Below are 13,841 nucleotides of genomic sequence, written 5' to 3'. Positions count from 1 at the left end.
GCACCCGTGCGGGTGACGGTGTCCACGATCTTGCGCGCCGAGGTGTCGATCACCTCGTGGTCATAGGCCTTGAGCCTGATGCGGATCTTCTGTCCCGCCATAGGTCTCTCTCGTCCTTACTCGTCGTTCTGCTCGGTCCCGGCACGCTCCGGCCGACTCCCGCTCTCCGACCCCCGCGGTCGGGCGTGTCGCGTGAGCGACTCGCACGAGTCCCCCGGGGATCGAGGGCGTCGGCGCCTGATCGGGTCTCTGGTGCGGTGCGGGCACGGCCATCACTCGTCACTTCCCCCGGGGCCGTAGGACCCGGGACGGGAGACGCGATTCAGGAGTCAAGACGTGCTGCGCACCCCAGCAACCCGCCGGAGCAACTTCGATATCTTGGCAGAGACGGGCAGCCACACCAAATCGGTCGGCACGCGAGGCTGGCGGGCGGGCGGAGGGCGTCCTACGATCCCCGGACCGGACGAGAACGTGTTCTCGTTCTCCCCGATCGGAAGGACCGTCATGACCCTGCGCATCACCGTGCCCGAGGGCGCCGACCTGCTGGCGCACGTGTGGGGTCGGATGGTGCCCGGGATCGGGCCCGCCGCCGCCGGGCTCTCGATGGCCGTCTACGAGCACAGCACCCTGGAGCTGCGCACCTTCGAGGCCGCGCGGTTGCGGATCGCGGCGATCAACGACTGCCGCTGGTGCCGCGACTTCCGCACCGAGCGCGACGGCGAGCGCGTGGAGGACGCCTTCCCCGCGGCGGTGGCGGCCTGGCGCGACGCCCCGGACGCCCTCGACGCGCGGGCGCTCCTGGCCGCGGAGTACGCCGAGCGCTTCGCCCTGGCCCACACCGACCTCGACGACGACTTCTGGGAGCGCGCCCACGCGCTGTTCTCCGACGCCGAGCTGGTGGAGCTGACGATGTGCCTGGGCTCCTGGGTCGCCTTCGGCCGCCTGAACCGGGTGCTGGGCCTGGACACGGTCTGCGCGCTGCCGCAGCACCCCTGACCGCACCCTCCTCCGCCCGCGGACCTGACAGGATGGGCCCCGCCCGCCCACCACGGCCCGGAAGGACGGCATGTCGGACTCGGACCACCTGCCCCAGGACCCCACGACGGGCTGGAGCGCGCCCGGCAGCACCCCCGCCCCCGCCGGCCCCCCGGCCACCGGGCCGACACCGGCCCCCGGCTGGGGACCGCCCCCGGCGTACCCCACCGCTGCGGCGTACCCCTCGACTCCCGCTGCCCCGGCGTACCCGGGGCCGCCGGTCGCCCTGCACAAGCCCGGCGCGATCCCCCTGCGCCCCCTGACGCTGGGCGACATCTACAACGGCGCCTTCCGCACCATCCGTGCCAACCCCCGCGCGACCGTGGGGGCGGCGGTGCTGATGAGCGTGCTGGCCATGAGCCTGCCGCTGGTGCTGTCGCTGATCGCCACCTTCACCCTCGACGTCTCCCTCGACGAGAACCTGGAGCCGCAGGGGTCGATCTCCACCTCCGAGGCCGTCGGCATCGCCCTCAGCCTGGGAGGGCTGGCCCTCGGCACGCTCGCGCTCTACCTCGGGACGGCCCTGGTGAGCGCCATGGTGAGCCAGGTGACCCTCGCCGCCGCGGTCGGCGCGCGGATGAGCCTGGAGCAGGCGTGGCGCGCCACCCGCGGCCTGCGCTGGCGCGCGATCGGCCTGATCCTCCTGCTGGCGGGCGGGTACCTGCTCGTCGTCGCCGTGTGGGGCGTCACGGTGCTGATGGCGGCCGCGGCCGGGGTCGGCGAGGGCGCCACCATCGCCTGGGCCGTGCTCTCCGGACTCTTCCTCCTGCTCCCCGCCCTGGTGGTGCTGTGGACGCGCTACTCCTACCTGGCCGTCCCGGCCCTGATGCTGGAGCGCCGCGGGGTGGTCGCCTCGATCGGCGTGGCCGGGCGCCTGACCCGCGGCGCGTTCTGGCGCACGTTCGGCATCGCCCTGCTCACCGTGGGCATCACCCTCGTCGCCTCCAACCTGCTGAGCACACCGGTGAGCCTGGTCGGGCAGGTCGTCATGATCGCCGCGCCCGACTACGCCCTGCTGACCCTGACGGTCACGACCGCCCTCACGAGCGTGGTCGCCACCGCCTTCGTGGCGCCGTTCAGCGGCGCCGTGAGCACCCTGCAGTACCTCGACCAGCGGATGCGGCGCGAGGGGTTCGAGGTGGAGCTGATGCGGCGCGCGGGACTCCTCGGCTGATGCCGGTCCTCGCCACGGTCCTCGCCACGCCCGGCGCCGCACTGCGCGCCGCTCCCCCGCTGGTCCCGAGCCCCGACGACGCCCGCGGTGCGCTGCGCCGCGAGCTCGCCGACCCCGACTACCTGCGCGACGACCTCGTGCAGCGGGTGCTGGACTGGCTCGGGCGCCTCATCGACCGCGGCGTGTCCTCGGCCGGCCGCACCGAGGGCATCACCTGGCTGGTGCTCACCGTGCTGGTGCTGGCCCTGCTGGCCGTGATCGGCCTCGCGCTGCGCCGGCTGCGCCCCACCCGCCGGCACCGCGACGCCGACACCGACCTCCTCGACGCCGCCCTCGGCTCGGCCGGGCTGCGCGCGCGGGCCGCGGCGGCCCTGGCCGCCGGCGACCACGACGCCGCGCTGCTCGACGCCGTGCGCGCGATCGCCACCCACGCCGTGGAGCAGCACCTCCTGCGCGACGCGCCGGGCCTCACCGCCCGCGAGATGGCGGTCGCGGTCGCCGCGGGCGCCCCCGACCACGGCCCCGCCCTCGCGCAGGCCGCACAGTGGTTCGACGCCACCTGCTACGGCCACCGCCCGGCCTCGGCCGCGCAGGTGCAGACGGTCCTGGCCCTCGCCGACGCCCTCGGCGTGCCGGGCGGTTCCCGACGGGCGCTCGCCCGATGAGCGCGCTGGCCGCGCCGGCCGTGGAGGCGACCGGTCCCGCCGACACCACCGGGAGCGGTCGGTGGCGGCGGGCCCGCTGGCCGCTGCTGGTGGGCGTCCTGCTGATCGCCGCCGTCGTGCTGCGCGTGCTCACCCAGGACCCCACCGGCACCGGCGCCCGGCTCGACCCCGACGGCGCCGGCCGCGACGGCGCCCGTGCGGTGACGCGGGTCCTGGCCGACCAGGGCGTCGCCGTGGACGTCGCGCGCGACGCCGCCGCGCTGGAGCGTGCTCGCCCGGGTGCGGACACCACGGTGGTGGTCAGCTCCTCCGAGGCGCTGGGGCCCAGCACCGTGGACCGGCTGGTGGAGGCCGCCGACGGCGCCCGGGTCGTCGTGGTCGAGCCCGGCCCCGCCCTGCTCGACCTCCTCCCCCTGCCCGCCCGCACGCCCGACCCCGCCGCGGGCACCGAGGAGCCGCTCGGCGCCTGCCCCGACCCGCTGTTCACCGACCTGCGCCTGGTCGTCGACGCGCGCGACACCGTCGACGCCGTCGCCGGATCGGTGTCGTGCTTCGACCGCAGCCTCGTGCTCGGCCCCGACCTGGTCCTGCTCGGGGCCGGCGACCTGCTCACCAACGACCAGGTGCTGCGCGGCGACAACGCCGCGATCGCGCTGCGCCTGCTCGGCGCGCGCGACCGGCTCGTCTGGTACGTGCCCGACGCCACCGACCTGGGCGGCGAGGACGCCGTGAGCCTGCGCTCGCTCCTGCCCGCCCCGGTCGTGCCCGGCCTGACCCTGCTCGGCCTGACGATGCTCGCGGTGATCCTGTGGCGCGGCCGCCGGTTGGGCCGGCTCGCGATCGAGCCGTTGCCGGTGGTGGTGCGGGCCCTGGAGACCACGCTGAGCCGCGGCCGGCTCTACCACCGCATCGGCGACCGGGCGCACACCGCGGCGGTGCTGCGGCGCGCCACCCGGCGCCGGCTCGCCGCCCGGCTCGGCCTCGCCGGCGCCGCCCGGGGCGCGACCGTGCCCACCCCGGTCCTGCTGGCGGCGCTCACCGCCCGACTGCCCGGGCGGACCGACCTCGACGACCTGCTCGCCGACGAGGCCCCCACCCCCGCCCACGACCGTGCGCTGGTCGATCTGGCCCGCGCCCTGACGCAACTCGAGGAAGAGGTCCGCCGCCCATGAGCGAGTCGACGCCCCCGCCCCCGCCGTCCGCCGCCGACCCGGCCCTGGAGCGGCTCACCGCCGTGCGTGCCGAGGTCGGCAAGGTCGTCGTCGGCCAGGACGCCGCGGTGTCCGGCCTGATCGTCGCCCTGCTGTGCGGCGGCCACGTGCTGCTCGAGGGCGTGCCCGGCACGGCCAAGACGCTGCTGGTGCGCACCCTCGCGGCGGCGCTCGACGTGCGCACGCGCCGGGTGCAGTTCACCCCCGACCTCATGCCGGGCGACATCACCGGCTCGATGGTGCTGGACCCGCGCAGCGCGGAGCTGTCCTTCCGCGAGGGCCCGCTGTTCACGAACCTGCTGCTGGCCGACGAGATCAACCGCACGCCGCCGAAGACGCAGTCGGCGCTGCTGGAGGCGATGGAGGAGCGGCAGGTCTCGGTCGACGGCACCAGCCACCCGCTGCCCGACCCCTTCCTGGTGGCCGCCACCCAGAACCCGGTGGAGTTCGAGGGCACCTACCCGCTGCCCGAGGCGCAGCTGGACCGCTTCCTGCTCAAGGTCGTCCTGCCCCTGCCCGAGCGCAGCGCCGAGGTGGAGATCCTGCGTCGCCACGCCGACGGCTTCGACCCCCGCGACGTCGCGGGGGCGGGGGTGCGCGCGGTCGCCGGCCCCGCCGACATCCACGCCGCCCAGCGCGCGGTGGCCGGCGTGAGCGTCGGGCCGGAGGTGGCCGGCTACATCGTCGACCTCGCCCGCGCGACCCGCGAGTCGCCCTCGCTCACCCACGGCGTGAGCCCGCGCGGTGCCACCGCCCTGCTGCGCACCGCGCGCGCCTGGGCCTGGCTGCACGGGCGCGACTTCACCACCCCCGACGACGTCAAGGCCCTGGCGCAGGCCACCCTGGCCCACCGGCTCGGGCTGCGGCCCGAGGCCGAGCTCGACGGCGTGGACGCCACCCAGGTCCTGGCCGCCGCGCTGGCCGCCGTGCCGGTGCCGCGCTGACCCGCGCCGGATCCCGGAGCTGATCGCCATGGCCCTCACCGGACGTCTGCCGCTGCTGCTGGCGGCCGGCCTGCTGCCCGTGCTGGTGCGTCCGCAGCAGAGCACCGTGTGGCTGTGGCTGCTGGTCGTGGTGCTCCTCGCCGCGGTGGACGTGCTGGCGGCCCCCCGCCCGCGCAGCCTGGAGGTGGTGCGCACCGATCCGCCCACCACCCGGCTCGGGGAGCCGACGACGGCGCTGCTGGAGGTGCGCGCCGCACGACGCGCGCGCGGCGTGCTGCGCGACGCCTGGCAGCCCACCGCGGGCGCCGACGGCCGGCGTCACCGGCTGCGCCTCGACCCCGGGCGACCCCAGCGGGTGCGCACCGAGCTGGTGCCCCGGCGCCGCGGCGACCTGCGGGCGCTGGGCGTGACCGTGCGACTGGTCGGGCCGCTGGGCCTGGCGGCGCGCCAGGCCACCCTCGACGTGCCGGGTCGGCTGCGCAGCCTGCCGGCGTTCGGGTCCCGGCGCCACCTGCCCTCGCGGATCGCCCGGCTGCGCGAGCTCGACGGTCGGGCCGCGGTCCGGGTGCGGGGCCAGGGCACCGAGTTCGACTCACTGCGCGCGTACGTGCGCGGCGACGACATCCGCTCCATCGACTGGCGGGCCTCGGCCCGTACCCGCGAGACGGTGGTACGCACCTGGCAGCCCGAGCGCGACCGCCGGGTCGTGCTGCTGCTCGACACCTCCCGGATCGCCGCGGCGCGCGTCGACGACGTGCCCCGCCTGGACTCCGCGATGGACGCCGCCCTGCTGCTGGCCGCGCTCGCCTCCCGTGCGGGCGACCGCGTGGAGGTCGTGGCCGGCGACCGTCGGGTGCGGGCCCGGCTCGCGCTGCGGGGCACCGGCGACGTCGCCGCCCGGCTGCAGGAGAGCCTGGCCGACCTCGAGCCCGAGCTGGTGGAGGCCGACTGGGACCGCCTGGTGGCCGACCTCGTGGGCCGCCGCCGCGGCCGGGCCCTGGTGGTGCTGCTGACGCCGCTGGAGCCGGCCTCGGTGGAGCAGGGGCTGCTGCCGGTGCTGCCGGTACTCACCCGCCACCACCGGGTCGTGGTGGCCTCGGTGCGCGACCCCGGGCTCGCACGGCTCGCCGCGGTCCGCGACGACGGCGCCTCGGTGCATCAGGCCGCGGCCGCCGAGCAGGCGCTGGCCCGGCGGGCCCGGACCGCCCAGGTGCTGGGCCGGCTCGGGGTGGACGTGCTCGACGTCGACGCCGAGGCGCTGCCCCCGGCCCTGGCCGACCACTACCTCGCGCTGAAGGCCCGCGGCCTGCTGTGACGGCCCCCGGCCCGCGGTGTCAGGCCTGGGTGGCGACGCGGTCCTCGAGCAGCGAGGGGTCGAGGTCGCCGTCGGCGCCGGCCAGCACCGCACGGCGTCCGAGCACCAGGGCGTAGAGGAGGAAGGCCACCTCGGCCACGACGCCGATCGTGATCCGCGCCCAGGTGGGCAGCCCCGAGGGCGTCACGAACCCCTCGATGATCCCGCTGATCCCGAGCACCACCACCAGCCCCAGCGCGACCCCGAAGGCCGTGCGACCCTCGCGGGCGATCGACTGCGCGCGCGTGAGGGCGCCGGGGGCGATCCAGGACCAGAACAGCCGCAGCCCCACGCCCCCGGCCACGAAGACGGCCGTGAGCTCGAGCAGACCGTGGGGCAGGATCAGGCCGAAGAACAGCGACCCGCGGTCGCGGTCGATCATGATCGCGCCGATCACGCTGACGTTGGCCATGTTCGTGAACAGCAGCAGCACGACCGGCAGTCCGAAGATCCCCAGCACCAGGCAGCGGGCCGCCACCCATGCGTTGTTGGTCCACACCTGGGCCGCGAAGTGGCCCGGGGCGTACTCGGAGTAGTAGCCCTCGAAGTCGGAGTTCACCAGCTGGTCGACCTCCGCGGGCGAGAGCAGCTGCTGCTCGACCTGGGGGTTGTCCAGCAGCCACAGCATCATCACCGCGGCCACGACGACGTTGACCACCAGGCAGCCCAGCCACCACCAGCGCAGCCGGTACAGCGCCGCCGGGAAGCGGTGGGTGAAGAACCCGGCCACCCCGGCCCAGGTCGGCACCCGGGTGCCGACCAGCCGCAGCCGCACGCGCGCCAGCAGCGAGGACAGCCCCGCGATCAGGGTGCCGTCCGGGGCGGTGGTGCGGATCGTGGAGAGGTCGGTGGCGACCTGCTCGTAGGTGTCGACCAGCTCGTCGGCCTCCGCGCCCGTGAGGCGTCGCTGGCCGGCCAGCACGTCCAGCCGTGCCCAGCGGGAGACGCGGTGTCCGGTGTAGGCGTCGAGGTCCACGCCCCCACCCTACGGTCGCGGCGCCCGGTGGCCCGCCGACCTAGGATGCCGACATGTCCGACTACGCCTCCCTCACCGAGGACGACCTCGTCACCGGCGAGGCCGTGGCCCTGGACCTCCCGGCCGCCGGCGTGGCGGTGCGGATGGCCGCCGGCCTGCTCGACCTGCTCGTCACCGTGCTCGTGCTGGTCCTGGCCTTCCTGGTGGCCGGGATCGCCACCATCCGGGCCGACGACGCGCTGGTGCAGACCGCGGTGGTGCTGGCCACGGTGCTGGTGTTCGTGGTCGTGCCGGCGACGGTCGAGACCCTCACCGGGGGACGCAGCGTCGGCAAGCTGGCCCTGGGGCTGCGGGTGGTGCGCGACGACGCCGGCCCGATCACCGCCCAGCACGCCGGGATGCGGCACCTGGTCGGCTTCGTCGAGATCTACCTCTCCCTCGGGGCCGTCGCGTTCTTCTCGATGCTGCTGAGCGCCCGCGGCAAGCGCGTGGGCGACTACGCGGCCGGCACCTACGTCGTCCGGGCCCGGGTGCCGCTGCGGCTGGCTCCGCCTGCGGTGATGCCGCCGCACCTGGCGTCCTGGGCCGCGGGCGCCGACGTCGCCCGCCTCCCGGTGCCGCTGGCCCTCGCGGTGCGCCAGTTCCTCGGCCGGGCCCCCGAGCTGATGCCGGGCGCGCGGTGGGAGGTCGCGGTGCGGCTGGCCGAGCGGGTGGCGCCCTTCGTGGCGCCCGCTCCCCCGGCAGGAACCCACCCCGAGGACCTGCTGCGCGCGGTGATCGCGACCCGCCGCGACCGCGACGCCGCCCGGTTGGCGCGCGAGGACGCCGTGCGACGTCGGCTGCTCTCCTAGGACCCCACAGCCCGGGACGCCACCGCCCGGGACGGCACGGCCCGGGACGGCGACCGCCGGGTCCGCGGCGTGCGCGGACCCGGCGGTGCCCGTCCTGAGCGGGGGCTCGGCCCGGGGTGGGGCCACCTCTCAGTAGGACGTGAACAGCAGTCGGTTGGGCGAGCCGTTGACGCCGGTCACCACGCCGGTGGTGGCGTTGCCGAGCAGCGCGCTCGTGACGGTCGCGGGGCTGGCCGAGGGGTTGTTCTGCAGGTACAGCGCGGCGACGCCGGCGACGTGCGGGCTGGCCATGGAGGTCCCGGAGATGGTGTTCGTGGCGGTGGTGCTGCCGATCCAGGCCGAGGTGATGCCGGCACCGGGGGCGAAGAGGTCCACGCAGCTGCCGTAGTTGGAGAACGAGGCCCGCGCGTCGGTGGTCGTCGTGGCGGCCACGGTGATCGCCGAGCTCGCCCGCGCCGGGCTGGAGTTGCAGGCGTTGGTGTTCTCGGTGCCGGCGGCGACGACGACGGTCACCCCGGCGGAGGTCATCCGGGCCACCGCGGCGTCGGTGGCGGCGTCGGCCCCACCTCCCAGGCTCATGTTGGCCACGGCGGGCCGGGTGGCGTTGGTGGCGACCCAGTCCATGCCCGCGATGACGCCGGAGTTGCTGCCGCTGCCGTCGCAGCCGAGCACCCGCACCGGCACGAGGGTGACCGACTTGGCCACGCCGTAGGTGCGCCCGCCGACCGTGCCGGCGACGTGGGTGCCGTGGCCGTTGCAGTCGGTGGTGCCGCGACCGTCGTTGATCGCGGTCGCTCCCGCCGCGACCCGGCCGGAGAACTCGCTGTGCGTGGCCAGGATGCCGGTGTCGATGATGTAGGCCCGCACGCCGGAGCCGGTGGCGGTGGAGGTGTAGGTGCCCGACAGCGGCCGGGCGCGCTGGTCGATGCGGTCCAGGCCCCACGTGGCGCCGGTCTGGGTGGCCTCGATGCTCACGCGGCCGTCCTGCTGGACGAACGCGACGTCGGGGTCGCGGCGCACCCGCTGCAGCTGCTCGGGGGTGAGGGTGGCGGTGTAGCCGTCGAGCGCGGTGTAGACGCGCGTGACGTCGCCCCCGGGTCCGGCGACGGCGTCGCGGGCCTCCGCGCGGGCGGCGGCGTCGCGGTCGAGCATGACGATGTAGCGCGAGGCGATGGGGTCCTGGGCGCGCAGCAGCGGGGCCGTGGGGCCGGTGGTCCGGGCGCTCGGGCCGGTGGAGTCCTGGGCGTGGGCGCTGGTCGCACCCGTCGTGCCGATCACCAGCGTGGTGAGGGTGAGGGCAGCCAGGGAGGCGGCCGCGGCCGTCGTGGTGGTCTTCATGGTTCCTCCGCTTCGGCGCGGTGGGCGCCGGTCGTGATGACCCGGATCACGGGTCGGCGGCGCGGGTGCGCCGTTGCCCCCGACCCTGCTCACCGCGCGGGCCCGGGCACAGCGGGAAAACCCTTGCATCCACCCTCGGAACTCCCCGGGGATGCAACCGGCCCCCCGGTCCAGGACGTCAGAGCGCGGGGGACTCCGCGTCCGTCCCGACCGGGCCCTGCGGCACGAGCAGCACCGCGACCGCGGCGCCCAGGCACAGCAGCCCGGCGGTGAGCCAGGCGGCGAGGTAGTCGCCGGTGGCCTCGCGCAGCACCCCGGCGTACAGCGCCGCCGCGCCCGCCCCCACCATGTGCGAGGCGAAGACCCAGCCGAAGACCACCCCGGCGCGCGCCGGGCCGAAGCACGCCCGGCACAGGGCGATCGTGGGCGGCACCGTGGCCACCCAGTCCAGGCCGTAGAAGACGATGAAGACGAACAGGCTGGGGTGCACCACCTCGGCCAGCAGCCAGGGCACGGCGAGCAGCGAGAGGCCGCGCAGCCCGTAGTACACCGCGAGCAGCAGCCGCGGGTCGACGCGGTCGGTGAGCCAGCCGCTGGCGATCGTGCCCACCAGGTCGAAGACGCCGATCAGCGCGAGCATCGAGGCCGCCGTGGTGGCGGGCATGCCGTGGTCGTGGGCGGCGGCCACGAAGTGGGTGCCGATCAGGCCGTTGGTGGACCACCCGCAGATCCAGAACGTCGCCATCAGGATCCAGAACGCCCGGTGGCGGGCCGCGTCGCGCAGCGTGACCAGGGCGAGCCGGGCGGCGCCGACGGGCACCTCGGGGGCGAGGACCGGGGACTGCGGGTCGGCGCCGTAGGGACGTCGCCCGACGGCGGCGGGCGAGTCGGCCATGAGCAGCCAGATCGCAGGCGCCAGCACCAGCGCCGTGCCCGCCACGACCAGCGCCGCCCACCGCCAGCCCGGTCCGTCGGCGAGGACGGCGATCACCGGCAGGAACACCAGCTGCCCGGCCGAGGACGCCCCCGAGAACACGCCGACCACCAGTCCGCGGTGCCGCACGAACCACCGGTCGGCGACGATCGCGCCGAAGACCAGCGCCACCGAGCCCGTGCCGATCCCGACGGCGAAGCCCCACAGCAGCCAGAGCTGCCAGGCCGCGGTCATGACGGTCGTCAGCGCCGACCCGAGGCCCACCATGACCAGCGCGACCGCCGCCACGCGGCGCACCCCGAAGCGCGCCATGAGCGCGGCCGCGAAGGGCGCGGTGAGTCCGTAGACGACGAGGTTGAGCGTCACCGCGCCGCTCGTCGTGGCGCGGGACCAGCCGAACTCCTCCTCCAGGGGCTGCAGCAGGGCGCCGGTGGAGGACCGGAACCCGGCGGTCGCGACGAGCGCGCCCAGGGTGAGCAGGGCGACCCACCAGGCCCGGTGGACCCGGCGCACCCGGGCCGGCGTCGGCTCGAGGACGGCACTCACCCGGCCGAGTCTAGGGAGCGGGGACCCGACGCGGGCGCGAGATCGTGCCGTCCTGCGTCGATGACCTGCCAGGATCCGGGGATGCTGCCGATCGAGGTGCGGGCGCTGTGGGACTTCGCCGACCCCACGGGGAGCGAGGCCCGCTTCCGGGCCGCGGCGCAGGAGGCGCAGGGCGTGCGCGCCGCCCTGCTGCGCACGCAGGTGGCCCGCGCCCTCGGGCTGCGGGGACGCCACGAGGAGGCGCTGGCGCTGCTCGGCCACGACGCTGACCACCCCGAGCCCGCCGTCGCGGCCCAGGTGCGGCTCGAGACCGGGCGGGTGCACCGCAGCGCGGGGGACGCCGAGCGGGCCGTCGCGGCCTGCGCCGCCGCCGAGGGGCTGGCGCGCGCCCACGGCCTCGACGCCGTCCGGGTCGACGCGCTGCACATGCTGGCCCTGCTCGCCCCGCCGGCCGAGCAGGCCGCGCTCACCGAGGCGGTGCTGGAGGTGGCGCGGGCATCGGCGGACCCCGATGCCCGCGCGTGGGAGGCCTCGCTGCTGCACAACCTCGGCATGGCGCACGCCGACGCCGGCGCGTGGCCCGCGGCACTGACGGCCTTCGAGGCCGCCCTGGCGGTGCGTCGCGCCCGCGACGAGGTCGGCCCGACCCGGGTCGCCCGGTGGATGGTCGGCTGGGCGCTGCGCCACCTCGACCGACGCGCCGAGGCGCTCGCCGTGCAGGAGGACCTGGTCGCCGAGCTCACCGCCGCCGGTGAGAGCGACCCCTACGTGGAGGAGGAGCTCGCGCTGCTGCGCGCCGACACCCGGTAGGCCAGGTCGGTGATGGTGCGGCCCACCGCGAGGCCCTTGCGCTCGAACCGGGTGACCGGTCGGGTGTCCCACCGCGGCACCGGTCCCCCCTGCAGGCCCGGCTCGGCGTCGAGGACCTCCTGCATCCAGGCGGCGTACTCGGCCCAGTCGGTGGCCAGCCGCCACCAGCCGCCCACCGCCACCCGCTGGGTGACCAGGGCCGCGAAGGCGGGGTTCACCAGCCGGCGCTTGTGGTGCCGCGCCTTGTGCCACGGGTCGGGGAAGAAGGTGAGCAGCTCGGAGATCGCGCCCTCCCCGACGCGGTGCTCCAGGGTCCACACGGCGTCCACCTGGCACAGCCGGACGTTGGTGAGACCGAGCTCGGCGATGCGCAGCAGGGTGTCGGCGACCCCGGGGCGCCAGACCTCGAAGGCCAGCACGTTGGCCTCGGGACGGGCCGCCGCGACGGCGACGGTGGCCTCGCCCACGCCCGAGCCGATCTCGACGACCAGCGGCGCCTCACGACCGAACACCGCGGTCCAGTCCACGCCCTCGGCGACGTCGTCGTCGGGCACCAGGTAGTGGGCCCGCTCGGTGTCCCAGGCGTGCTGCTGACGCTCGGTGAGCCGGCTGCCGCGGCGGGAGTAGGTGAGCACCTCACGGATGCGGCGGCCGTCCTCGGTGTAGCGGTGATGCGGACGGGCGGGGGTGACGGCGCGGGCGTCGGTCATGCGGGCGGCCTTCGGGGTCGGGGACGGCACGAGGCCCCGCACCGGCGAGCGGTGCGGGGCCTCGTGGTGAAGCGGGGAGCGCCGAACGGCGCTCGGATCACTTGGTGATCTTGGTGACGCGGCCGGCGCCGACGGTGCGGCCACCCTCACGGATGGCGAACCGCAGGCCCTCGTCCATGGCGATGGGCTGGATGAGCTCGACCGACATCTCGGTGTTGTCACCCGGCATGACCATCTCGGTGCCCTCCGGCAGGGTCACGACGCCGGTGACGTCGGTGGTCCGGAAGTAGAACTGCGGGCGGTAGTTGTTGAAGAACGGCGTGTGACGGCCGCCCTCCTCCTTCGAGAGGATGTAGACGTTCGCCTCGAAGTTGGTGTGCGGGGTGGTGGTGCCCGGCTTGATCACGACCATGCCGCGCTCGATGTCCTCGCGCTTGGTACCGCGCAGGAGCAGACCGACGTTCTCGCCGGCCTGGCCCTCGTCGAGGAGCTTGCGGAACATCTCGACACCGGTGACGGTGCTCTTCTGAGCGGTCTCGCGGATGCCGATGATCTCGACCTCCTCGTTGACCTTGATGATGCCGCGCTCGATACGACCGGTGATGACGGTGCCACGACCGGTGATCGTGAAGACGTCCTCGACGGGCATGAGGAACGGCTTGTCGGTCTCACGCTCGGGGGTCGGGATGTAGTCGTCGACCGCCGCCATGAGCTCGGCCACGGACTCGGCCCACTTGGCGTCGCCGTTGAGGGCCGGGAACGCGGCCACGCGCACGACCGGGATGTCGTCGCCCGGGAACTCGTACTCGCTGAGGAGCTCGCGCACCTCCATCTCGACGAGCTCGATGAGCTCCTCGTCGTCGACCATGTCGCACTTGTTGAGCGCCACGACCAGGGCGGGCACGCCGACCTGGCGGGCGAGCAGCACGTGCTCGCGGGTCTGCGGCATGGGACCGTCGGTGGCGGCCACCACGAGGATCGCGCCGTCCATCTGCGCCGCGCCGGTGATCATGTTCTTGATGTAGTCGGCGTGACCGGGGCAGTCGACGTGGGCGTAGTGGCGGCCCTCGGTCTGGTACTCGACGTGCGCGATCGAGATGGTGATACCGCGCTGACGCTCCTCGGGAGCCTTGTCGATCTCGTCGAACGGCGTGAACGGGTTGAGGTCCGGGTACTTGTCGTGCAGGACCTTCGAGATCGCCGCGGTGAGCGTCGTCTTCCCGTGGTCGATGTGACCGATCGTGCCGATGTTGACGTGCGGCTTGGTCCGCTCGAACTTCGCCTTAGCCACTG

The 13,841-nt window shown here is 75.3% G+C and carries 14 protein-coding genes; 8 read left to right on the top strand and 6 right to left on the bottom strand.

Going from position 1 to position 13,841, the window contains the following annotated elements:
- Positions 1–101 (bottom strand): 30S ribosomal protein S10 (locus ACERUJ_RS14600; protein ID WP_370249417.1); only part of this gene is annotated, 101 nt, incomplete at its 3' end.
- 403 nt (positions 102–504) lie between these two features.
- Between ACERUJ_RS14600 and ACERUJ_RS14595 the strand changes: the two genes are divergently transcribed.
- The 6 genes from ACERUJ_RS14595 (at position 505) to ACERUJ_RS14570 (ending at position 6,344) form a co-directional block, all read left to right on the top strand.
- Positions 505–996 carry a carboxymuconolactone decarboxylase family protein gene (locus ACERUJ_RS14595; protein WP_370249414.1) on the top strand — a complete coding sequence of 164 codons (492 nt, stop codon included), beginning with the start codon at positions 505–507 and terminating at the stop codon, positions 994–996.
- 70 nt (positions 997–1,066) lie between these two features.
- Positions 1,067–2,209 (top strand): hypothetical protein, encoded by a 1,143-nt coding sequence (locus ACERUJ_RS14590; RefSeq protein WP_370249412.1) that lies wholly within the window; start codon positions 1,067–1,069, stop codon positions 2,207–2,209.
- Positions 2,209–2,874, top strand: coding sequence for a DUF4129 domain-containing protein (locus ACERUJ_RS14585; RefSeq protein ID WP_370249410.1), 666 nt, complete (start codon positions 2,209–2,211; stop codon positions 2,872–2,874). The genes ACERUJ_RS14590 and ACERUJ_RS14585 overlap by 1 nt, the downstream gene beginning before the upstream one ends.
- The gene (locus ACERUJ_RS14580) at positions 2,871–4,046 is read left to right on the top strand and encodes a DUF4350 domain-containing protein (RefSeq protein ID WP_370249409.1); all 1,176 of its coding nucleotides are present in this window, start codon (positions 2,871–2,873) and stop codon (positions 4,044–4,046) included. The genes ACERUJ_RS14585 and ACERUJ_RS14580 overlap by 4 nt, the downstream gene beginning before the upstream one ends.
- Positions 4,043–5,029 (top strand): AAA family ATPase, encoded by a 987-nt coding sequence (locus tag ACERUJ_RS14575; RefSeq protein ID WP_370249407.1) that lies wholly within the window; start codon positions 4,043–4,045, stop codon positions 5,027–5,029. The genes ACERUJ_RS14580 and ACERUJ_RS14575 overlap by 4 nt, the downstream gene beginning before the upstream one ends.
- Before the next feature lie 28 nt (positions 5,030–5,057).
- Positions 5,058–6,344, top strand: a complete 1,287-nt coding sequence (locus ACERUJ_RS14570; protein WP_370249405.1) for a DUF58 domain-containing protein — start codon at positions 5,058–5,060, stop codon at positions 6,342–6,344.
- Between the two features lie 19 nt (positions 6,345–6,363).
- Here ACERUJ_RS14570 and ACERUJ_RS14565 read toward each other — a convergent pair whose 3' ends face one another.
- Entirely contained in the window at positions 6,364–7,359 is a 996-nt protein-coding gene (locus ACERUJ_RS14565) for a stage II sporulation protein M (RefSeq protein ID WP_370249403.1), read from the bottom strand.
- A gap of 53 nt (positions 7,360–7,412) precedes the next feature.
- Between ACERUJ_RS14565 and ACERUJ_RS14560 the strand changes: the two genes are divergently transcribed.
- On the top strand, positions 7,413–8,210 hold the full coding sequence (locus ACERUJ_RS14560; protein ID WP_370249402.1) for an RDD family protein: 798 nt from the start codon (positions 7,413–7,415) through the stop codon (positions 8,208–8,210).
- 129 nt (positions 8,211–8,339) lie between these two features.
- Here the strand turns inward: ACERUJ_RS14560 and ACERUJ_RS14555 are convergent, their stop codons facing one another.
- Together ACERUJ_RS14555 and ACERUJ_RS14550 are read right to left on the bottom strand one after the other, a co-directional pair.
- The gene (locus tag ACERUJ_RS14555; RefSeq protein WP_370249401.1) at positions 8,340–9,548 is read right to left on the bottom strand and encodes a S8 family serine peptidase; all 1,209 of its coding nucleotides are present in this window, start codon (positions 9,546–9,548) and stop codon (positions 8,340–8,342) included.
- A 178-nt stretch (positions 9,549–9,726) separates the two neighbouring features.
- A complete protein-coding gene (locus tag ACERUJ_RS14550) occupies positions 9,727–11,028 on the bottom strand; it encodes an MFS transporter (protein ID WP_370249399.1) in 1,302 nt (433 codons plus the stop codon).
- A gap of 81 nt (positions 11,029–11,109) precedes the next feature.
- Here ACERUJ_RS14550 and ACERUJ_RS14545 point away from each other — a divergent pair, with 81 nt between their 5' ends.
- On the top strand, positions 11,110–11,838 hold the full coding sequence (locus ACERUJ_RS14545; RefSeq protein ID WP_370249398.1) for a tetratricopeptide repeat protein: 729 nt from the start codon (positions 11,110–11,112) through the stop codon (positions 11,836–11,838).
- Here the strand turns inward: ACERUJ_RS14545 and trmB are convergent.
- Together trmB and tuf are read right to left on the bottom strand one after the other, a co-directional pair.
- Positions 11,793–12,548: a tRNA (guanosine(46)-N7)-methyltransferase TrmB gene (trmB, locus tag ACERUJ_RS14540; RefSeq protein WP_370249397.1), complete on the bottom strand. Its 756-nt coding sequence runs from the start codon at positions 12,546–12,548 to the stop codon at positions 11,793–11,795. The genes ACERUJ_RS14545 and trmB overlap by 46 nt on opposite strands.
- Before the next feature lie 97 nt (positions 12,549–12,645).
- Positions 12,646–13,839 (bottom strand): elongation factor Tu, encoded by a 1,194-nt coding sequence (gene tuf, locus ACERUJ_RS14535; protein ID WP_370249396.1) that lies wholly within the window; start codon positions 13,837–13,839, stop codon positions 12,646–12,648.
- Positions 13,840–13,841: the final 2 nt, after the last annotated feature.

The organism is Nocardioides sp., from assembly GCF_964228225.1.
In the GTDB taxonomy this organism is placed as follows: Bacteria; Actinomycetota; Actinomycetes; order Propionibacteriales; family Nocardioidaceae; genus Nocardioides.
This window is presented reverse-complemented; position numbering and strand designations above follow the sequence as displayed.

What these genes read in the sequence shown, in the direction of transcription:
- ACERUJ_RS14560 (WP_370249402.1), top strand. Translation starts at nt 7,413, where the DNA reads ATGTCCGACTACGCCTCCCTCACCGAGGACGACCTCGTCACCGGCGAG.
- ACERUJ_RS14585 (WP_370249410.1), top strand. Translation starts at nt 2,209, where the DNA reads ATGCCGGTCCTCGCCACGGTCCTCGCCACGCCCGGCGCCGCACTGCGC.
- ACERUJ_RS14555 (WP_370249401.1), bottom strand. Translation starts at nt 9,548, where the DNA reads ATGAAGACCACCACGACGGCCGCGGCCGCCTCCCTGGCTGCCCTCACC.
- ACERUJ_RS14575 (WP_370249407.1), top strand. Translation starts at nt 4,043, where the DNA reads ATGAGCGAGTCGACGCCCCCGCCCCCGCCGTCCGCCGCCGACCCGGCC.
- ACERUJ_RS14580 (WP_370249409.1), top strand. Translation starts at nt 2,871, where the DNA reads ATGAGCGCGCTGGCCGCGCCGGCCGTGGAGGCGACCGGTCCCGCCGAC.
- ACERUJ_RS14595 (WP_370249414.1), top strand. Translation starts at nt 505, where the DNA reads ATGACCCTGCGCATCACCGTGCCCGAGGGCGCCGACCTGCTGGCGCAC.
- ACERUJ_RS14545 (WP_370249398.1), top strand. Translation starts at nt 11,110, where the DNA reads ATGCTGCCGATCGAGGTGCGGGCGCTGTGGGACTTCGCCGACCCCACG.
- trmB (WP_370249397.1), bottom strand. Translation starts at nt 12,548, where the DNA reads ATGACCGACGCCCGCGCCGTCACCCCCGCCCGTCCGCATCACCGCTAC.
- ACERUJ_RS14590 (WP_370249412.1), top strand. Translation starts at nt 1,067, where the DNA reads ATGTCGGACTCGGACCACCTGCCCCAGGACCCCACGACGGGCTGGAGC.
- ACERUJ_RS14570 (WP_370249405.1), top strand. Translation starts at nt 5,058, where the DNA reads ATGGCCCTCACCGGACGTCTGCCGCTGCTGCTGGCGGCCGGCCTGCTG.